This is a genomic window from Streptomyces sp. SAI-170 (assembly GCF_049739565.1).
Lineage (GTDB): Bacteria > Actinomycetota > Actinomycetes > Streptomycetales > Streptomycetaceae > Streptomyces.
This window is the reverse complement of the sequence record NZ_JBMGQD010000001.1, coordinates 804,381-825,100: the sequence shown is the minus strand read 5'-3', so window position 1 is coordinate 825,100 and position 20,720 is coordinate 804,381. Positions and strand designations below refer to the sequence as shown.

The window sequence follows — 20,720 nt, the reverse complement described above, 5'->3', positions numbered from 1 at the left end:
TGCGCCCCTTCGTCCAGGCCGATGCGCACCGATGGCCGAGCTGAGCCCCAGTCAGGTCGGCACAGGATCGGGCCAGTTGCGCAGCAGCGCGTCCAGCGCGTCCAGGATGCGGTTCCACGTCTCCTCGGTGTCCGGGGCGCTGTGGCTGAAGCCGCCGCCGAGCTCCAGGCTGACGTACCCGTGGAAGACGCTGCCCAGCAGCCGGACGGCGTGCGTCTGGTCGGGCTCGGTGAGGTCGTAGCCGCGCAGCAGCGCGCGGGTCATCCGGGCATGCCGTACGCCGGCGCTGGCGGCCGCGGTCTCCGGGTCCAGCCGGAGCTGGGCGGCGGCGTACCGGCCGGGGTGCTCGCGGGCGTAGTCGCGGTAGACGTCGGCGAGCGCGCGCAGGGCGTCCTTGCCGGCCCGGCCGGCCAGGGCCTCCGTGGCCCGGTCGGCGAGTTCCTCCAGGGCGAGCAGGGCGATCCGCGTCTTGAGGTCCTGCGAGCTCTTCACGTGCGAGTACAGGCTCGCGACCTTCACATCGAAGCGCCGGGCGACCGCGGAGACGGTGACCTGCTCGAAGCCGACCTCGTCGGCCAGCTCGGCCCCGGCCCGGGTCAGGCGCTCCGCGGTGAGTCCTGCGCGTGCCATCGGTCTCCCTCTGTGCTCCCGTAACGGATCTGTGCTCCCGCAATGGCTCTGTGCTCCCATAACGGATTCTGCGTTTGCCTACAGGGTGTAGGCAAACGGCGAACCGCCGAGAACCTATCTCACGCACGCATCTTGACGTGTCCTTGGCATCAATGGGTTCATGGGAGCGCTCCCACGCGTCCCCAACACGTGGGACCCCACTCCCATCGGCAACCGCTTTCTGGAGTCGTAGTGAGACCAACGAGAAGCACGCCCCGCACCCTCACCGGTTTACTGGCGGTGCTGGCCGCCCTCCTCGGGCTGGCCGTCACCGGCGCGTTCACCCCCGCTGCCGCACAAGCCGCCGTGCAGACCGCCGCGGAGCCGTCCGGCGCTCAGGCCACCGGCCTCCACATCAGCAACGGCCGGCTGGTCGAGGGCAACGGCAACGACTTCGTCATGCGGGGCGTCAACCACGCCCACACCTGGTACACGGGCGAGACGCAGTCGTGGGCCGATGTGAAGGCGCTGGGCGCCAACACGATCCGTGTGGTGCTCTCCAACGGCCACCGCTGGACCCGCAACAGCGCCGCCGACGTGACCGCCGTGATCGAGCGCTGCAAGGCCAACCGCCTGATCTGCGTCCTGGAGGTGCACGACACCACCGGCTACGGCGAAGAGAGCGCGGCCGCCACCCTCGACCAGGCGGCCGACTACTGGATCGGCCTGAAGGACGTGCTCGCCGGCCAGGAGAACTACGTCATCGTCAACATCGGCAACGAACCCTGGGGCAACACCGATCCGGCCGGCTGGACCGCCCCCACGACCGCGGCCGTGAAGAAGCTGCGCGCCGCCGGGCTCGAGCACACCATCATGGTCGACGCCCCCAACTGGGGCCAGGACTGGCAGGGCGTCATGCGCGCCAACGCCCGCACGGTGTACGACGCCGACCCCACCGGCAACCTGATCTTCTCGATCCACATGTACAGCGTCTTCGACACCGCGCAGGAGATCACCGACTACCTCAACGCCTTCGTCACCGCGAAACTCCCTCTCCTCATCGGTGAGTTCGGCGGTCCGGCCGACCAGTGGGGCGACCCGGACGAGGACACGATGATGGCCGAGGCGGAGCGGCTCGGCCTCGGCTACCTGGCCTGGTCGTGGAGCGGCAACACCGACCCGATCCTCGACCTGGCGACCGACTTCGACCCGGCCCGGCTCAGCTCCTGGGGTCAGCGCATCTTCCACGGCGCCAACGGCATCGCCCAGACCTCGAAGGAGGCCACGATCTTCGGGGGCGGCGGCCCCGCCGACACCCAGCCGCCGACCGCGCCCGGCACCCCGACGGCCTCCGCCGTCACCGCCACCTCCGTCACCCTGACCTGGCCCGCCGCCACGGACAACGTCGGCGTGACCGGCTACGACGTCGTCCGCGTCGCCTCCGGCTCCGAGACCGCGGCAGCCGCCTCCACCACCACCTCGGCCACCGTCACCGGCCTGACCGCGAACACGGCGTACACCTTCGCCGTCTACGCCAAGGACGCCGCGGGCAACCGCTCGACGCGCTCGGCGACCGTGAACGTCACCACCGGGAGCACCCCGGCCGGTTCCTGCGCGGTCGGCTACCGGGTCACGGGCGACTGGCCCGGCGGCTTCCAGGGCGAGATCGTCCTGCGCAACACGGGCACGGCAGCGCTCAGCGGCTGGCGGCTCGGCTTCTCCTTCACCGACGGCCAGACGATCAGCAACATGTGGGGAGGCACCCCGACCCAGACCGCGGGAGGCTCGGTGACCGTCACCCCCGCTTCCTACACGTCTACCATCGCCGCCGGCGGCTCGGTCACCCTCGGCTTCATCGCCGCCAAGGGCGCCACCAACACCGCCCCGACGGCTTTCACGCTCAACGGAAGTGCCTGCACGGTGAGTTGATCCGCCGCCCCGGGCCGGCCGAGGAAACCCGGTCGGCCCGGGCCCCTCACTTCGTCGCCCCCTGCGTGAACCCGCTGTAGATGTAGCGCTGCAGGAAGAGGAAGACGATCAGCGTCGGGACGATCACCAGGACGGTGCCCGCGGAGATGTTCTCCCAGTGCGCCCCGAAGGGGCCCTTGAAGCGGAACAGGGCGGTGGAGATGGTGCCGAGCTCCTCGGAGGGCATGTAGAGGAAGGGAATGTAGAAGTCGTTGTAGACGGTGATGCCCTTGATGATGACCACGGTGGCGATCGCCGGCTTCAGCAGCGGCAGGATGATCTTCCAGTAGATGGTCAGCGAGTTGGCGCCGTCGAGCCGTGCCGCCTCGTCCAGCGAGACGGGGATGCCCCGGATGAACTGCAGGAAGATGTAGATCGAGACGATGTCCGTGCCCATGTAGAGCAGGATCGGCGCCCACAGGGTGTTGAACAGGCCGAAGCTGTTGACCACTTGGAAGGTCGCGACCTGCGTGGTGACACCCGGCACCAGCGTCGCGATCAGGAACAACGCCATGATCGGCTTCTTGGCGCGGAAGGCGAAGCGGTCGATCGCGTACGCCGTCATCGAGCCGATGAGTACCGTGCCGGTGATCGAGAACAGCAGGATGAACGCGGTGTTCCCGAGCGCGGCGAGCATGTCCCCGTCGGAGAACGCCGTCACGTAGTTGTCGAGGTTCAGCCAGTCGTGCGGCAGCGAGAGCGCGCCGCCGTCGTCGACCTCGGACGACGTCTTCAGCGAGGTGAGGAAGACGACGACCAGCGGGATCAGCACGACGAGCGAGGCGAGTGCCAGCGACAGATAGATCAGGACCGGACCGATACGGCGGCGACGCCGGGCGGGCAGGGACAGGGTCATACGAGATCCACCCTCTCGTCGGGCACGAGCCGCCGCTGGATCCACGTGATCACCAGGATGATCACCAGCAGGACGACGGCCGCCGCGGAGGCCAGGCCCGTCTTGTTGAACTGGAAAGCGAGCTTCACGGTCTGGATGACGAACGTCGACGTCCCCGTCGCGCCCGCCGTCATGATGTACGGGATCTCGAACACGGCCAGTGAGCCGGAGACCGCCAGGATGACGCTCAGGCTCAGCACCGGCCGGATGCTGGGCGCGATGAGATGCCTGAACTGCTGCCACCGGGAGGCGCCGTCCAGCTGCGCCGCCTCGTACAGCTCACCCGGGATCGACTGGATCGCGCCGAGGAAGAGGACGAAGTTCAGCCCGGTGAAGCGCCACACGGACACCCCTGCCAGCGAGGTGTTCGCCGACGTCGGGTCGCCCAGCCAGGCGTGGTCGGGCTCGCTGCCGAACCAGGACAGCACCGAGTCGAGCGTGCCGCCGTCCTGGAAGAAGTAGAGGAAGACGAAGCCGATCGCCACGCCGTTGATCAGGTAGGGGAAGAACAGGATCCCCTTGAAGAAGTTCCGGAAGCGCAGGTCGAAGCTCAGCACTGTCGCGAAGTACAGCGCGATGACGATCTGCACGGCGGACGCGGCCAGGTAGTAGCCGCTCACGAAGAACACCCGGAACAGCTCGGGCCGCGTGAAGATCTGCCGGTAGTTGTCGACGCCCGTGAAGTTGCGGTCGGGGCTGACACCGTCCCAGTCGGTGAAGCTGTAGTAGATCATGTTCCCCACCGGGACATAGGTGAACGTGATCAGCAGGGTCAGCGGCACGGCGAGAAACAGCCACGGCGTCAGCCGGCGCAACAGTCCGCCACCGCGGCGCCACCCACCGGGCGAGGCCGCCCCCCGCACCTTCCTGCTCGGCGGCACACCGGTACGCGGCGGCCGCGCACCCACCGCATCGGTCGTCTCGGTCATGATCGGGCCTTTCGTCTACGCCGAACAGCGACATACGGGCAAGCAACAGGGGGCCGGCCGACCCCGGCCACACGAACCGAGGCCGACGACTGGCCCCTACGGACGGGGCTCGACCTCGCGGTCTCGCCCCGGGGCGGGAGGCGTCCGGAGATCGGGCCGACCCCGGCTTCCCGGCGGCGGCCTGCTCGGGACCGACCGCCGGTGGGACGAGCCCCTCCGGGTACGCCGTCGAGGATCGGGCGGGGTGCGAGGGCGAGTTCTGGTGAGCCGGCGGGGTGTGGAGCGGAGATCCGGCCGGGGTTGGAGGGGGTGTCGGGTGACTCCGCGACCTGGCCGGGGTTGGAGTCGGGGGTCGGGTGGCTCCGAGATCCGGCTGGGGTGGGGCTCGGGTGTCGCGTGGCTCCGAGAACCGGCAGGGGTCGGCCGACCTGGGAGTCGGCGTCGGCCGGGCTCACCAACGCAGAGCTGGGCAGGCACTGGCGCCGCGGCCAGCCAGTCCCGGAAGCCGCTCCCGGCGAGGTGTAGGCACCGCGACTGGCCGGCCCCGGCGACCGCTCCCGGCGACGTGCAGGGCCTGCGACCAGCCCAGCCCCCGCAGCCACATCCCGGGCGAGGCGCGGGGCGCAACGAGCCAGCCCCACCAGCCGTACGTGGCCAGGCACAGGACCCGCGACGAGCCCAGCCACACCCGGCCCCGCAGGGCCACGCGCAGGACCCACCACCAGCCACCCCGCCCCACCGACCACACCCACCCGAGCCCAGATCCACGCCCGCCCCATCAGCCCGCTCAACCGCCGGAGGCACCCGCGCTGCGCGCAGCCTCGTTCCATCGCTCGTCGAGGTCTGCGAAGAAGCCCTTCAGGTCCCCCTTGCGCGCACCCCGTGCGAGATCCACCAGCTGCTGCCGGTAGTCGGGCTTGGCGAGCCCGATCTCGGCCAGGTTGTCGATGGCGTTGACCTGGCCGGTCTTGGCCTCGGAGCGCTCGACGAAGGTGACATCGTTGTCAACGAAGTCCTTGAGGGTGTCCGGCATGGGGGCGGACTTCAGCGCGGGGACGGCGCCCTCCTTGGTCGAGTAGCCCGACTTCTGGGTGAACCAGTCGATCCACGCGCGGGCCGCGGCCTTGTGGTCGGAGTGGGCGTTGACCGCCTGCTGGTAGTCGGAGACGAGCGTGGCGCAGAACTTGCCGTCCTTCTGGACGGGGAACGGCATGAAGCCGATGTCGTCGGGGTCGGTGCCCGCCTTGTCGGCGGCGGCGCGCATCTGGGTGATCGCCCAGGAGCCGAGCTGCATGGTGGCGATCTCGCCCTTGGCGATCATGCCCTTGGAGGCTTCCCAGTTGGTGGTGTTGGGGTCCTTCTCGGACAGGTCGTCCGCGACGATGTCGTGCAGCAGCGTGTCGATGACGCTGAGCTCGCCGCCCGCCTTCCAGGGAGAGACGGCCCCGGCGAGCTTGTCGTTGGCGCCGGTGTCGCAGGTGACCGAGCCGATGTTGTTGCTCCAGGCGGTCAGCGGCCAGCCGTCCTTGAAGTTGGTGTAGTACGGCACCGCGTCCGTCTTCGCCTCGATCGCCCGCAGGCCGTCGAGGAACTCCGCGGGCGTGGTCGGCCAGTCGGTGACGCCGGCCTTCTTCCAGACGGCCTTGTTGTAGACGAAGCCGTTGGCGGTGCCGAACTGGGCGATGCCGTAGACCTTGCCGTCGACGTCGGTCTTGTCGCTGAACCGGTACTTCCCGCTCAGTTCGGCGGCGCTGCCCAAGGGGGCGAAGAACTTCGGGTAGTCGTTCTTGGCCACGGCGCCCGGGATCATGAGGACGTCGCCGTAGTCCGTGGTGTTCATCCGGATCTTGACCTCGCCCTCGTAGTCGGTGAGGGCCTCGAACTTCACCTTCACCTTCGGGTAGGTCTTGTTGAACTCGGCGGCGTACTTCGCCATCGTGCCGTCCTGGACCAGGTCGGTGCGGTGCGTGAGGACCTTGATGTCGCCCGAGACGTCGGCGGGATCGGCAGGCGCCGAGGCCGCCTCGCCCGAGGGTGCCCCTGCACCGCTGCATCCGGTGGCGGTCAGGATCGCCGAGGCCAGCAACGCTCCGGCGAGCGTCTTCCTCTTCCCCATGTGCCCAGCTCCTTCAGGATCGCGGCTCACTCTGCGGGTGGGATGTCGGCACTATGTCAGCCGGTGGTGAACCGGTAAAGCTCCGATTTCGAGCGCGATACCCAATCGTTACCATCACGGCCCTGGAGCCCCACAAAAGCGGGTCATTCGGCCACCGTTTGTTACGGAAGACGACTAGACCGGTTTATGGACAGCTCCCCGTCGCCGGGCTAGCGTGTGCGCGTCGCACTTCCCATCCGGCCTTACGCCAGGCGATTGGAGCCGCACCATGAAGGACGTCACCCAGCTCACCGAGGGCTGGAGCCTGCGCCACGGCGAGGAGTTGCTCGAGGCCCGGGTGCCGGGCTGCGTCCACACCGACCTGATGGCCGCGGGGGTCGTCCCGGACCCCTTCCTCGGCCTCGCCGAGTCCGAGGTCGCCTGGGTCGGCCGCCGCCCCTGGACCTATGTCGCCCGGCTGCACCACGACAGCCCCCATGAGCGCACCGACCTGGTATTCGACGGCCTGGACACCGCCGCCTCCGTCACCCTGGACGGCCGCCCCCTCGGCACCACCCGCAACATGCACCGCGTCCACCGCTTCGACGTCACCGGCCGCACCGGCGAACTCCTCGTCCGCTTCGCCTCCGCCTACGACGAGGCCGAGTCGGTCCGCGCGGCCGTCGGCGAGCGGCCCAACGTGTATCCCGAACCCTCCCAGTACATCCGCAAGATGGCCTGCAACTTCGGCTGGGACTGGGGCCCCACGCTCGTCACCGCCGGCATCTGGCGGCCGGTGCGCCTGGAGCACTGGTCCACCGCCCGCCTCGCCGCCGTGCGCCCCGTGATCACCGTCGAGGACGGCACCGGCCGCGTCGAGGTGCGCCTCGACACCGAGCGCACCGCCCTCGGCCGCGGCCGCACCCTGCACGCCGAGGCCCGTATCGCCGGGGTCCGGGCCGAGACCGACTTCACCGGCGACGAGGCGGTCCTGCGCCTGGAGGTGCCCGGCCCCCGCCTGTGGTGGCCCCGCGGCTACGGCGAACAGCCCCTGTACGACCTGGACATCACGCTCTCCGACGACGACGGCCCCCTCGACACCTGGCACCGCCGCGTCGGCTTCCGCACCGTCGAACTCGACCGCTCGGCCGACGAGCACGGCACCGGCTTCACCCTCGTCGTCAACGGCGTACGGATCTTCGCGCGCGGCGTCAACTGGATCCCCGACGACGCCTTCCCCTCCCGCGTCACCGCCGAGCGCTACCGCACCCGGCTGACCCAGGCCGCCGACGCCAACGTCGATCTCGTACGCGTCTGGGGCGGCGGCATCTACGAGGACGACGCCTTCTACGACGTCTGCGACGAACTCGGCCTGATGGTCTGGCAGGACTTCCTCTTCGCCTGCTCCGCCTACCCGGAGGAGCAGCCGCTCCGGAGCGAGGTGGAGGCAGAGGCCCGCGACAACGTTGTCCGGCTGATGCCGCACCCCTCCCTGATCCTCTGGAACGGCAACAACGAGAACCTCTGGGGCTTCCGCGACTGGGGCTGGGAGCCCACGCTCGCCGGCGACTCCTGGGGCGAGGGCTACTACCTCGGACTGCTGCCCCGTATCGTCGCCGAACTCGACCCCACCCGCCCCTACACCGCCGGCAGCCCCTGGTCCGGATCCTGGGACCACCACCCCAACGACCCCGCCCACGGCACCCACCACTCCTGGGAGGTGTGGAACCGGCAGGACTACGCCGAGTACCGGGCCAGTGTGCCGCGCTTCGTCGCCGAGTTCGGCTGGCAGGCACCGCCCGCCCTGGCCACCCTGCGCCGCGCACTCCCCGGCGAGCAGCTCGCCCCCGACTCGCCCGGAATGCTCCACCACCAGAAGGCCGAGGACGGCAACGGCAAGCTGAACCGCGGTGTGGCCCGCCACTTCCCGCTGCCCGAGGGCGACTTCGACCGCTGGCACTACCTCACCCAGCTCGTCCAGGCCCGCGCCGTCGCCGCCGGGATCGAGCACTGGCGTTCCCACTGGCCGGTGTGCGCCGGAACCGTCGTCTGGCAGCTCAACGACTGCTGGCCGGTGACCTCCTGGGCCGCCGTCGACGGCGACGGCCGCCTCAAGCCCCTCCATCACGAACTGCGCCGCGTCTACGCCGACCGCCTGCTGACCCTCCAGCCGGACGGGCCGGGCCTGGTGCTCGCGGTGATCAACCAGTCCGCCGAGCCCTGGCACACCCGGGTCACGCTGCTGCGAGTGGCGGCCGACGGCACCGTACTCGACGAGGGTGTGCTGGACGCCGAGGCCGGACCGCGCGAGGTGCTCCGGCTGCCCGTGCCCGACGGGCTGGCGCCGGCCGCCGGGTCCGCCAAGGAGTTCCTGGTGGCCGATGCCGACGGGCTGCGCGCGCTGCACTTCCCCGTCGCGGACAAGGACTTCGGCTACCCGCGGCCCCGATTCGACATCGAGGTGGAGCCGGTGCCGGGGCAGGAGGATAAGGTCGATGTCGTGGTGACCGCCCGTACCCTCGTCAGAGACCTCCTGCTGCAGCCCGACCGGCTCGACCCGGCCGCCGTCTGTGACCGCGGCCCGCAGACCCTGCTGCCCGGCGAACGCACCCGTATCCGCGTCGGCGGCTGCGGAGCCGTCGACGCCGACGCGGTGCGTGCGGCCCTGTTCTGCGTGGACGTGGTGTGAGCGGCGCGGCGGGGAGCGGACCCGGGGTTTCCGGCGGCGCGCCGGAGCGCGTCACCATCAAGGACGTCGCCGCGCGGGCGGGGGTCTCCAAAGGCGCGGTGTCGCTGGCGTTCAACCACAAGCCCGGCGTCTCCGCGGCCACCCGGGAGCGGATCTTCGCGGCGGCCCGGGAGCTGGGCTGGGCGCCCAGCGTGACCGCGCGCAGCCTGTCCAGCCGGCGGATCGACATCGTCGGCCTGGCGTTGTGCCGGCCCGCCCGGCTGCTGGGCCTGGAGCCGTTCTACATGGACTTCATCTCCGGCATCGAGAGCGTCCTGGCCGAGCGCTCCTGCTCGCTGCTGCTGCGGCTGGTGCACGATCTCGACGAGGAGACCGGCCTGTACAAGGAGTGGTGGCGGGGCCGCATGATCGCCGGGGCGATCGTGGTCGACCTGCGTGAGGGCGACCCGCGGATCCCGTCGCTGGAGGGCCTCGGCATGCCCGCGGTGGCGGTCGGCCACCCCTCCCTGGCCGGGCCCTTGCCGGCGGTGTGGACCGACGACGCCTCCGCGGTCGGTGAGGCGGTCCGCTATCTGGCCGCCCTCGGCCACCGGCGGATCGCGCGCGTCGGCGGACCGGCCGACCTCGGCCACAGCGGCATCAGGACCCGGGCGTTCGCGGAGACCGTCCGTCAACTCGGCCTGGAGGAGGCGCCGCAGATCGCCACCGGCTTCGAGGAGAAGGAGGGGGCACGGGCCACCCGTTCCCTGCTGCTCGGGGCCCGGAGGCCGACCGCGATCGTCTACGACAACGACATCATGGCGGTGGCCGGCGCGGGCGTGGCCGCCGAGATGGGGTTCACGGTCCCCGACGATCTGTCCCTGCTGGCCTGGGACGACTCCCAGTTGTGCCGGATCACCCATCCCACGCTGTCGGCGATGAGCCATGACGTGCACCAGTTCGGCGCCGAGGTGGCGCGGGTCCTGTTCGACGTCATCAACGGCGAGCACAGCGGCCCCCACCAGGTGCCGACGCCGTCCCTCACCCCGCGCGGCTCCACTGCGCCCGCACCGGGGCACGCGGGCTGACCAGAGTGCATCAAGGGGGGCCGCACCTTTGCAGGTGCGGCCCCCCTTGTTCCCCCGTCCCTCGCCAGGCCGGGCTGAGGGCCACGTCGGCCCCGTACCGGCACAGGCGTTCGGAGGGGTGGCTCAACTCTTGGTGCAGGAAGCCCCGTTGAGGGTGAAGGCGGCAGGGATGCCGTTCGTCCCTGTGGAGCTGCCGTTGAAGCCGAAGCTCACCGAGCCGCCCGCCGGGATCGTCTCCGTCCAGGACTCATGGGTGGCCCGCACCTGAGTGTTCTGCTGGACGACCTTGGCGTTCCAGGCGGAGTTGACCTTCTGCGCGCCCGGGAAGGCGAAGTCGAGTTGCCAGCCCTTCACGGCGGTGGTGCCGGTGTTGCGGATGGTCACGTCGGCGTTGAAGGTGGAGCCCCAGTCGCTCAGCCGGTACGCCACCGCACAACTGCCGTTCGTGGAGCCGCTGGTGGTGGTCACCTGGAGGGCGCCCGAGCGGGCGGAGCGGTTTCCGGCGGCGTCACGGGCGTACACGGCGAAGCTGTACGCGGTGGACGGGGACAGCCCGGTGACCGTGGCGCCGGTGGAGGTGCCGGTCGCCACGCGCGTCTCCTGGGTGCCGTCCAGCCGGACGACGTCGTATCCGGCGACCCCCACGTTGTCGGTGGCCGGCGCCCAGGAGAGCCTGACTCCGGTCGCGGTGACCTCGGCGGCCGTGGGAGTGCCCGGTGCCGTCGGGGCCTGGGTGTCGGTGCCGCCGCCGGAGAAGACGCTCGCCTCGCGGGCGGTCTGCTGGATGCCGTCCGTGCCGCTGAAGATCCGGCGGCCCCACGGCGTCAGCTGCGAGGCGTCGAAGCCGGACGCCATGTCGAGATACTCGACGCCCCCGCCGTTGCCGCTCCAGGACCAGCCCAGGTAGCCGATGCCGAGCTGCCGGGCCGCCGCCATGATGGCGTTCTCGTCCGGGTCGCCGTCGGAGTGGAAGTCGCCGAATTCCCCGACGACCAGGGGGAGTTTGCGTGAAGTGAACCGGTTGAGGTAGTCCTGCACCTCGGTGGCCGTGTCGAACACGCCGTACATGTGGATGGAGAACACGGTGTTGCGGTCCGGATCCGCGGCGAACACGCTCTCGGCATTGTCGCGCATGGTGAACGACCAGTCCTGGCCCCAGTTGGGCGCGTCGACCATCAGCGTGTGATCGAAGCCGGCCGAGCGCATCCGGGCGATGGCGCCCTTGGTGTCGGAAGTCCAGGCGGAATAGCCGGAGTTGCCGTGCGGCTCGTTCCCGAGGTTCAGGACGACGTACTCCTCCTCGCCCTCCACCGCGCCCTTGACGCTCACCCAGTAGTCCACCGCGCGGTCCAGGGAGACGGCGCCGCTCTGTTCGCCGTAGCCGGTGGTGTCGTGCGCCTCCAGGACGCAGACGAGACGGTTCTGCTTGCACTGGGCGACGATCGAGGCGACGTCCGTGGCGTCGTTGCGCGTCCAGCGGTCGCCCGTGCTCAGGACCACCCGTACGGCGTTCGCGCCCAGCGCCTTGATGTCCTTCAGTGCCTGCGTGGTCCGGGTGGGGTACCAGGTGTGGGCGTGGTTGACGCCGCGCATCACGAAATCCTTGCCGTTGGCGTCCAGCAGCCGTCCGTCGGCGACGTGGAACCCGGCGGCGGCCTGGACCGACTCGGCCGACTCGGTCGGCTGGGCGGTCGAGGGCGGTGCCGCCAGCACCGATGCCGTGACGGCCAGCAGCGCTCCCGCCGTGGCGGCCAGCATTCTTCTCATCCCTGTTCTCCTGTGGTCGCCCGCGCGGGCCGGCCGGAACGCCGGCCGGCCCGCGCGGAGGGAAATGGATCATGGACTCATTTCGCACGTCGGCTCTTCTGTCGGCGCCCCTGGTCAGGCGTGGATCACACGCCGTGCGCAGAAATGCGGGGTGCCGGAATACCCGAGAAAGCAGCGGCAGTTGAGCGCATCCGATCGGTGGCCGGAAATGAGGCTAGGGAAGGAAAACGGGGGAGACAACAGGCTGGACGAAACCGGTTAAGTTTAGCTGTGGTTCAGTTGGCGGGCGGTACGGGAACCGTCGCGCGGAACACCGTGCCCTCTCCCGATACGGTGACGCGCTCGCCGTGGGGCACATAGGCGGAGCGGCCCGCGGTGAGCAGAACGTCCCCGTGCGCAGCGCGCAGCCGTACCGCCCCGTCGGTGCACACCAGGATCTGCGGTCCGCCGCCGGCGAGGGTCCGCGCGTCCGCGTCGCCGCCCGCCCGGACCCGTAGGCGGGAGAGGCGGAAGTCGTCGACAGGAGCCGGGTAGAGGTCCTCCCCGCCGGCGTCGAACACCGGGCCGGACGGACGGACCGGGGCGGCGTCGAAGCGCACCACGCGCAGCAGCTCGGGCACGTCCACATGCTTGTCCGTCAGGCCGCAGCGCAGGACGTTGTCCGAGGCCGCCATGATCTCCACGCCCAGACCCCGCACATAGGCGTGCGGCACACCCGCGCCGAGGAACAGGGCCTCGCCCGGCTCCAGCCGGACGTGCCGGACCAGGAGAGCGGCCAGCACGCCGGGGTCACCGGGGTGAGCCTTGGCGATCCTGTCGTACACGTCGAACAGCGCCGCCCGTTCGCCGCCCTCCCGTGTCGCCCGCGTGAGCGCGTCGGTGACGTCGTCCAGCAGGCCAGGGGTGGGGGAGAGGAAGGCGGTGAAGACCTCCCGCAGGGCCCGCTCCTCGGGGTGGGAGCGCAGCACCTCGACGTACGGACCGAGCCCCGCTGCTTCCAGCGCCTCCAGCAGATCCGCGCTCGCACCGGCCGGCCGGAACCCGCAGAGCCCCTCGAACGGGCCGAGCGCGACGATCATCTCGGGCTTGTGATGAGGATCGCGGTACGACCGCTGCGGCGCGTCCAGCGGGACGCCCCGCTCCTCCTCACGCGCGAAACCCTCGGCCGCCTGGGCCGCGTCCGGGTGGACCTGGAGCGACAACGGGGCGTCCGCCGCGAGCAGTTTGAGCAGGAACGGCAGCCTCGCTCCGAAGCGGTCGACCACCCAGTCACCCAACTCCCCCCGCGGATCCGCCCCGACCACCTTGTCCAGCCCCTCCTGCCGCCCCGCCCGTTCGGCATACGAGGGCGCCGCAGGGTGCGCCCCCATCCACAGCTCGGCCTGCGGAGAGCCGTCCGGCGCGATGCCCATCAGCTTGGGCAGGGCTGTGGTGGAGCCCCAGGGGTAGGGGCGCACGGTGTTGATGAGTCGGTCCATGGGGTGGGTCCTTTCGGGGGCTTGTGGGGGCGTGGTGGGGTGTCGATGAGGGGGGCGGGTGGCGGAAGCGGGGTCGGGGCGAGGGCTTCAGGTGGGGCAGGGTTCGGCTGCGGGTGGGTGTGCGGTGGTGTGCCGGGTGCGAATGCCTGCGCCCCGGGGAGGGGGACCGGCCGGCCCCGGCGGTGGCGGTAGTGGTGGCGTGCCCCGTGCTGGTGCGGCCGCCCCTGGGAGGTGAACAGCCGTGGGTGGGCACCGCAGTGACGCGTTCGGTCCAAGCGCCTCCGCCCTGGGCAGGAACCGGTCCCGCCCGGGAGGGCTGTGCGGCGACGCGCCGGCTGCGAGTGCCTCTGCCGGGGAGGGACTGGCCGCGCTCGGCTGGGGCGGCGGCGCGCGCGGTGGGACTGTCTCCGACCTGGGCGAGGACCGCCCGGGCCGGGCGTGCGGTGGCATGCCCGGTGTGGCTGCCTCCGTCCCGGACGAGAGCCTGCTCCGCCCGGGTCCGCGGCGACGCGTCCGGGCGGGCCGCCTCCGCCCGGGCATGCTCGGGTGGGCGGGGGCATGCCCGGTGGGAGTTCCTCCGTCCTGGACGGGAGCCTGTTCCGCCCGGGTGCGCGGTGACGCGTCCGGTGCGGCCGCCTTCGCCCGGGAGCATGCTCGGGTGGGCGAGCGTATGCCCGCAGGGAGTTCCTCCGCCCTGGACGAGAGTCCGCTCCGCCCAAGTGCGCGGCGACGTGTCCGGTGCGACCGCCTCGGCTCGGGAGGGCGCCACCTGCTCGGGTGGGCGAGCGTATGCCCAGTCGGAGTTCCTCCACCCTGGACGAGAGTCCGCTCCGCCCAGGTACGCGGGGACGCGTCGTTGTGCGACCGCCTCCGGCCGGGAGGGCATCACCATGCTCGGGTGGGCGAGGGCATGCCCGGTGGGAGCCCCTCCACCCCGGACGAAACCCCGTCCCGCCCAGCCACGCGGCGACACCGACCGCGAGTGCCTCTGCCGAGAGGTGACCGGCCCCGCCCAGCCACGCGGTGACGTGCCCGGTGGGAGCCCCTCCACCCGGGGAACGAGCAGCCCGGTTGGGCGGCGCCGCGCAGCATCCGAGTGCCTCCGCCCGGAAGGCGATCGACCGCGCCCAGGCACGCGATGGCAACCGAGGTGCGGCGACTCCCTCGACCCCCGACCAAGACCCCGCTCGACCACCCGCGAGGCAACGCAACCGACCCCATCCCGGACGCGGCCCAACGGAGTTGGCGCCGCTCAGACCCCCGCCACCGGTGCGTACGGCCTGGAGCCGGCCTCCAGCGCGGCGGCACCGGCAGCCGCCGCGCCGATCAACCCGGCGTCCAGCGCCAGCCCGGCCGGGACCACCGCCACGTCCCGGGCGAAGTCGAGCACCGCGTAGCGGGTCAGCCAGCGTCGCAGGGGGACGAAGAGGACGTCGCCCGACTGGGCCACGCCGCCGCCGATGACGGCCAGGTCGAGCTCGACGAGGGCGGCCGTGGCGGCGATGGCGGCGGCGAGGGCCTGGGCGGCACGGTCGTAGGCGGCCAGGGCGACGGGGTCGCCCGCGGCGGCGGCAGCGGCCACGCTCGCGGCGTCCGGGGCGACACCGGCCGGTGCACGCCAGCCCGCTGCCGAGGCATGGGCGGCGATGGCCGTGCCGCTCGCCAGGCCCTCCACGCAACCCCGGGCGCCGCAAGGGCAGTCGGAGCCGTCGAGGTCGACCGAGATGTGCCCGATGTGCCCCGCGTTGCCCGAACGCCCTGGATGGAGACGGCCGTTGAGGATCAGGCCGCCGCCGACCCCCGTGGAGACGACCATGCACAGGGCGTTGTCCACGCCGCGGGCCGCGCCCAGCCAGTGCTCGGCGGCGGCCATGGCCACCGCGTCGCCGATGAGGGTGACGCCCACGTCGGCGGGCAGGCCCGGATGCGCCCGGACCCGGTCCACCAAGGGAAAGCCGCGCCAGCCGGGGATGTTGACCGGGCTGACCGTCCCGGCGGCGGTGTCGACCGGGCCCGCGCTGGCGATCCCCAGACAGGCGAGGGACCGCCACTCCGGCTGCGCGGACAGTTCGTCGAGGACCGAGGTCACTACGGCCATCAGCGACTCGGCCGGTTCACGGGCCGGCGTCGGCCGCTGCACCCGGGCCAGCACCCGCCCGTCCGCCGAGACCAGCGCCCCGGCGATCTTCGTGCCACCTATGTCCAGTGCTCCGTACACCATGTCCATGTCTTGAAGGTCCTCCTGCGTCGGCGGCATGGGATGGACGCGCCGCGGAGACACTGTGCCCGGCGGATGACAACGTTGTCTAGCCGGAGGGGGAGTTTAGTGCCGCGTTTAGTCACCAATGCCCTCCTGTCTCTGGTCAACTCCACCGCAACCGGTTCAGGAAGGCCTCTGCCGCCTCATCCGGAGACGGTCCTGCTCGTCCCATTTCGTCGTGTCGCGCGGTGTCGTGTACGGCTCCTCGTCCGCGGGATATCCGCCCGCGACCGCGCGCTGCCGTGCCGTCTCGGCGTCGAACTCCAGGCCGAGCAGGATGGCGAGGTTGCCGAGCCAGAGCCACACCAGGAACGCGATGGCGCCGGCCATGGTGCCGTAGGTCTGGTTGAGCGAGCCGAAGTTCGCCACGTAGAGGGCGAAGCCCGCGGAGGCGGCCAGCCAGATGAGCAGGGCCAGCAGACTGCCCGGCGTGATCCACTTGAAGCCGCGGATCTCGGCGTTGGGCGTGGCCCAGTACAGCAGCGCGATCATGGCGACGACGAGGGCGACCAGCAGGGGCCACTTGGCGATGGACCACACCGTCAGCGCGGTGTCGCCGATGCCCAGCGCGGTGCCCGCGCGGCGGGCGAGGCCGCCGGTGAACACGACGATGAGGGCACTGAGGACGGCGAGGACCAGCAGCGTGACGGTCACGGCGAGCCGCAGCGGCAGGATCTTCCACAGCGGGCGCCCCTCGGGGACGTCGTACACCGCGTTGGCGGCGCGGATGAACGCGGCGACGTAGGCCGAGGCCGACCAGACCGCCAGGACGAGGCCGACGACGGCCATGACCGAGCCGAGTCCGCCGCGGTCGCTGAGCTGCTGGACGGCCCGGGTGACGATGTCGCGGGCCGAACCGGGCGCGAACTGCCCGAAGTTGTCCAGCAACCGGTCCGTGGCAGAGCGCCCGGCGATGCCGATCAGGGAGACGAGCACCAGCAGGGCCGGGAAGAGCGACAGGACGCCGTAGTAGGTGAGGGCGGCGGCGCGGTCGGTCAGCTCGTCGTCGCGGAACTCCCGCACGGTGCCCTTGAGGGCCGCCCACCACGCGGTCCGCGGCAGCTCCGTCGGGGTGTCGGGGGCCCGCTCCTCGACCTCGGGGCCTGGGCCGAACCGTTCGGTGGTGCGCCGTGGACGCAGGGCTCTGAGCAGTCGGTTCATGGGGGCCGGGTATCCGCCGCCGGACACCCCACGCGCGGGCGGGCCCCCGCTGTCCGGGAGCCCGCCCATCGGTCCGTCGTCCGGCTCCGGCTCAGGAGATCGTCCACCGCTGGAGCGCCGCGCCGGTGTCCGGCTGCTGGCTGACCTTCGCCCCGTCGGAGGTGGCGGCGCTGGTCAGCAGCAGGCCGCTTTTCATGGAGGCGACTTCGTACGTGCCGTCGGGCTGTCGCTCGACCCGCCAGCGCTGGTTGGCGTTGCCGGTGCAGGTCCACTGGACGACCTTGGCGCCCGCCGCGGTGGAGCCGCCCTCGACGTCCGCGCACAGCCGGGACTCGGCGTTGCGCAGTTCGTAGGAGCCGTCGGACTGGCGAGTGAACGTCCACTGCTGGTTGGCGCCGCCGTTGGGCGTCCAGGTGACGAGCTGGGTGCCGGGCGTGGTGCTGTGGTCGGGGTCGTCCAGCGCCTTGCCGCCGGTGACCAGGGTGTGCGTGCCGTCGAGCGAGCCGGGCGCCGGCCCGACGGCGGTGAGGCGCAGGGTCTGTTCGGCGGCGGTGCGGGTGCCGGAGCTCCAGTAGCGGGAGGGCGCCGTCTCGGCGGTCCGTGCGGAGTCGGCGGACAGGCCGAGCACCAGCCCGCTGTAGCGGTTGACGAGCCGGTAGGTGCCGTTCGCGGTCCCGTCGGCTGAGGTGCCGGGGATCACCCACCACTGCTGACCCACCGCGGTACCCCCGGCCCCGAGCGCCGTCGCGGTCGGCCTGGTGCCCCACGCCCGGGTCGACGTGCTGCCGGAGCCGACGCCGAGCAGCGCTCCGGTGGCCGCGTTCGCGATGCGGTAGGAGCCGTCGCCGTTGCCGGTGAAGATCCAGGCCTCGGCCGCCGAGCCCGTCGGCGCGGCCACCGACGTGATCGCGGAGCCGCCGGTGACCTGGGCCAGGACCCGCCCGTCACCGTTGCCTATGCGATACGACATCGTCGTGTCGACCGGCGCGGCGGGGGCCGAGGTGCCGATGCTGACGTCGACGTACTCGCTCGACGAGCCGCCCGAGCAGCCGAACGAGCAGTACGAGCGGAAAGACCTGCCCACGATCTGGGAGCTGGTTTTGTTCACACCGTCCAGGAACCACCGGTACCAGGAGGCGTTGGTGTAGCTGCCCGTGTCGCCGATCAGCCGCCACTTCTGCGTGGCGAGGTCGTCGGTGGCGTAGAACTGCTGCGGGGCGTTGCCGCTCTGGTCCACCGCCTGCGGCTCGCCGATGTACAGCCCCAGGTGGGCGTTGTAGGTAATGTCCATGACGAACAGGGGCGAGGTCGGCGGCATCTTGCCCGCCGCGACCTGCTCGGCGACCTTGCCGCTGTTGGCGGGGTCGTACTCCTTGTCGACGGGCGTGTAGCCGGTGGCGCTGTCGGCGCCGACCGGGACCATGTTGCTCTCCCGGCCGCCCACGCCGGGCTCGGACCAGGTGCCGTCGTACCACTTGCGCCATGAACTCGGCGCCATCTTCTGGGAGATGGGGGCGCGGGCCACATGTGCGTGGAACGCCTTCCAGCCGCCGCCCTTCTCCACGATCCGCGAGCCGTAGAAGACGTAGAACCAGCCGGAGGCCGTGTCGACGTACAGTCGTGGGTCGCCGTCGCCGTAGTGGTACGTCTGCTGCGGGAAGGCGGTCGTGTCGCCGCGCCTGGTGCTGTAAGGCGAGGTGATCACATGGGACTTGATGTCCCAGGTGCGGCCCTTGTCGGTGGAGACGGCGTAGTCGATGCCGTCGTAGTGCAGTCCGTCGCCGAAGGGCTGCGGGGTGAACTCGTTGTGCACGAGCCCGTACCAGTGGCCGGTGTCCGGGTCGACCCAGACGCCCGCCAGATCGCAGTAGTTGCGCTGCGCGTAGCCCGAACCCGTGGGCGCGTAGGTGGACTCGACGCCGGTGGGGCTGTTGTTGCAGCGCCAGGTCGTGTCGCCGTTCTTGTCGTCCGGGTTGGCGGGGTTCACCGCGTTGCTGATCGTGCCCGACCGGGTGGCCGTGTCGAGGTTCGTGCCGGTGAAGAAGTTCCACTGGCGGCTGTCGTTCGCGCCGTACAGGGCGTGGGCCTGCTGGAAGTAGTAGGTGCCGTCCTTGTCTATGTAGGAGGCGGCCGGGGTGTCGTCGGGGTGGGTCCAGGAGCCCTTGGAGCCGACGGTGACGGTGTAGGTGGCATCGGCCACGGCCACAGCTGCCGTGTCGGCCTCGGACGCCGCCGACGCCGGGGGCGAGCCGAGCGTGCCGGCGCCGGCCAGCGCCAGGGCCGTGGCCGTTGCGGCGAGCGCTCCGGCCAGTCTCCCGCGGACAGTTGACACAGGTGCTCCTCGCGGCTGGAGGGGCCGCGCTCCTTCACGGCGGCCCCGTGCGGGCGTTGCTCAGAGGTGGGACAGCTGGTCGGTGTGCGGTGCTGCGTCCAGGACGTGGGCGCGGTGGTCGCGGCCACTATGGCAGAGGATGTTATCGATGCCAACGGGTCGCGCGAACATCTCGGGACAGCGCAGTTGGACTGCCATGTTGGCGATAACACCGAAGTCCGTGGGGCTTTAAGGCTTGGCCCCCTCGCCCGGCGGCGGGGCGCTGCCCGGGCCACGGACGGCGTCCAGGAGCGCCTGGCCCTGCGAGTCGACGAACTTGGTGAAGAGCTGCTGCGAGTAGCCGAAGATGATGGCCCACGCGATGATCTGCGCCGAGGAGTCGAGGGCGCTGAGCCCGGGGACGAAGCCGCCCCGCATGAGCAGCAGCCCCAGCAGCGCGGTGAGGGCCCCGGTCGGCAGCTTGAGGGCGGCCAGAAGCAGAGGCACGTTGTACGGCAGTGCCGTTCCTCTGATCCGGCGCAGTGCGGCGGCCGAGGCGACGGCCGCGGACACCGCGCCGACGATCTCCACGACGAGGTAGTCCTGGGCGCGGGCGGCCCAGCCGATCTCACGCGTGTTCGGCGGGTGGCCGATCCGGGTGACGCTGTCGGTCGGGCAGACGACGGAGAACATCCCGCCGTCCTCCGGGGCGAAGCACAGGGGGACCATGGCCGGCCATCTGAACGCACAGAAGGCCACCAGCACCGCGATCAGCAGCATCGTGGCCGAAACGGCGGCGAGGACCCGGGCGAAGCTCCGGACGCGGAGTGTCTCCTTGCGCAGCATGCGGCGGGCGAGCCCGGTCGTCTCGGAGAGGAAACCGCGGTCGCTCGGTGTGAGGTCCGCGCCTTTGTTCACCCGCTCGGAGATCTCTTTGATGCGCAGCCGACGCGGATCCTTGGGGGTGAAGTGCTCGTCGACCAGCGCGACCATCTGGGGAAGCATCGCCTTGACATCGTCCTGCGGGGCCAGCGAGACGATGAGGTTCTGCGCGGTGTCGAGGTGCGACTGGGCGACACCGACGTGTGCCGCGCCTCGCATGGCCGCGTGGGCGGAGTGCGCGAGTGCGTCGCGTGCCTGCTGCAGTTCTCGCTCGGCCACGGCCTTGTAGGCCGCCGTGGCATGGGCCTGGGGTGAGTCGGCGGCCGCGCGGCTCGCCGCCACGTCGAGGGCCGCCTGGATCTCGGAGATCCTCGCCAGCACGGCTTCCCGCTGTTCCCACGGCCCCAGCTCGGCGGCGGCCCATCTGCGCCTCTGCCACCACTCCTTCCATGGCCGCTCCTTGACCTCCGTCTTCTTGCCGTCCGTCTCCTCGCCCGATCCGCTGTCCGACATGGAACGGAATATGCCGGACCGGCCCGTCCCGGTGCCCGCGCCAGGCTGCTCGTCGGAGGGCCTCTCACCCGTGCGGCGGAGACGGTCGATACCGGC

General features: G+C 71.2%; 13 protein-coding genes. 3 read left to right on the top strand and 10 right to left on the bottom strand.

The features are described 5' to 3' along the window. Positions 1–51: 51 nt before the first annotated feature. Positions 52–630: a TetR/AcrR family transcriptional regulator gene (locus tag RKD23_RS03685; protein WP_424852275.1), complete on the bottom strand. Its 579-nt coding sequence runs from the start codon at positions 628–630 to the stop codon at positions 52–54. Between the two features lie 231 nt (positions 631–861). Here RKD23_RS03685 and RKD23_RS03680 point away from each other — a divergent pair, with 231 nt between their 5' ends. After that, on the top strand, positions 862–2,538 hold the full coding sequence (locus tag RKD23_RS03680; protein ID WP_424852274.1) for a cellulase family glycosylhydrolase: 1,677 nt from the start codon (positions 862–864) through the stop codon (positions 2,536–2,538). A gap of 46 nt (positions 2,539–2,584) precedes the next feature. On the opposite strand, the gene RKD23_RS03675 is transcribed toward RKD23_RS03680, so the two are convergent. The 3 genes from RKD23_RS03675 to RKD23_RS03665 all read right to left on the bottom strand — a co-directional run bounded on the left by RKD23_RS03675 (position 2,585) and on the right by RKD23_RS03665 (position 6,517). Then, complete coding sequence (locus RKD23_RS03675) at positions 2,585–3,433, bottom strand: carbohydrate ABC transporter permease (RefSeq protein WP_424852273.1); 849 nt, start codon at positions 3,431–3,433, stop codon at positions 2,585–2,587. Beyond that, positions 3,430–4,401 carry a carbohydrate ABC transporter permease gene (locus tag RKD23_RS03670; protein WP_424852272.1) on the bottom strand — a complete coding sequence of 324 codons (972 nt, stop codon included), beginning with the start codon at positions 4,399–4,401 and terminating at the stop codon, positions 3,430–3,432. Before RKD23_RS03670 ends, RKD23_RS03675 begins: the two co-directional genes overlap by 4 nt. Before the next feature lie 787 nt (positions 4,402–5,188). Further along, complete coding sequence (locus tag RKD23_RS03665; RefSeq protein ID WP_424852271.1) at positions 5,189–6,517, bottom strand: ABC transporter substrate-binding protein; 1,329 nt, start codon at positions 6,515–6,517, stop codon at positions 5,189–5,191. 268 nt (positions 6,518–6,785) lie between these two features. Between RKD23_RS03665 and RKD23_RS03660 the strand changes: the two genes are divergently transcribed. Continuing rightward, a complete protein-coding gene (locus tag RKD23_RS03660) occupies positions 6,786–9,185 on the top strand; it encodes a glycoside hydrolase family 2 protein (protein WP_424852270.1) in 2,400 nt (799 codons plus the stop codon). Beyond that, positions 9,182–10,252, top strand: a complete 1,071-nt coding sequence (locus RKD23_RS03655) for a LacI family DNA-binding transcriptional regulator (RefSeq protein WP_424852269.1) — start codon at positions 9,182–9,184, stop codon at positions 10,250–10,252. The genes RKD23_RS03660 and RKD23_RS03655 overlap by 4 nt, the downstream gene beginning before the upstream one ends. 123 nt (positions 10,253–10,375) lie before the next feature. On the opposite strand, the gene RKD23_RS03650 is transcribed toward RKD23_RS03655, so the two are convergent. The 6 genes from RKD23_RS03650 to RKD23_RS03625 form a co-directional block, all read right to left on the bottom strand. Then, the gene (locus tag RKD23_RS03650) at positions 10,376–12,019 is read right to left on the bottom strand and encodes a cellulase family glycosylhydrolase (protein WP_424852268.1); all 1,644 of its coding nucleotides are present in this window, start codon (positions 12,017–12,019) and stop codon (positions 10,376–10,378) included. A gap of 275 nt (positions 12,020–12,294) precedes the next feature. Continuing rightward, entirely contained in the window at positions 12,295–13,497 is a 1,203-nt protein-coding gene (gene manA / locus RKD23_RS03645; protein WP_424852267.1) for a mannose-6-phosphate isomerase, class I, read from the bottom strand. A gap of 1,252 nt (positions 13,498–14,749) precedes the next feature. Further along, a complete protein-coding gene (locus tag RKD23_RS03640) occupies positions 14,750–15,718 on the bottom strand; it encodes an ROK family protein (protein WP_424858154.1) in 969 nt (322 codons plus the stop codon). 162 nt (positions 15,719–15,880) lie between these two features. After that, positions 15,881–16,918: a YihY/virulence factor BrkB family protein gene (locus RKD23_RS03635; RefSeq protein WP_424852266.1), complete on the bottom strand. Its 1,038-nt coding sequence runs from the start codon at positions 16,916–16,918 to the stop codon at positions 15,881–15,883. Between the two features lie 91 nt (positions 16,919–17,009). Beyond that, positions 17,010–19,250 (bottom strand): RICIN domain-containing protein, encoded by a 2,241-nt coding sequence (locus tag RKD23_RS03630; RefSeq protein ID WP_424852265.1) that lies wholly within the window; start codon positions 19,248–19,250, stop codon positions 17,010–17,012. A gap of 228 nt (positions 19,251–19,478) precedes the next feature. Beyond that, on the bottom strand, positions 19,479–20,624 hold the full coding sequence (locus RKD23_RS03625) for a hypothetical protein (RefSeq protein ID WP_424852264.1): 1,146 nt from the start codon (positions 20,622–20,624) through the stop codon (positions 19,479–19,481). Positions 20,625–20,720: the final 96 nt, after the last annotated feature.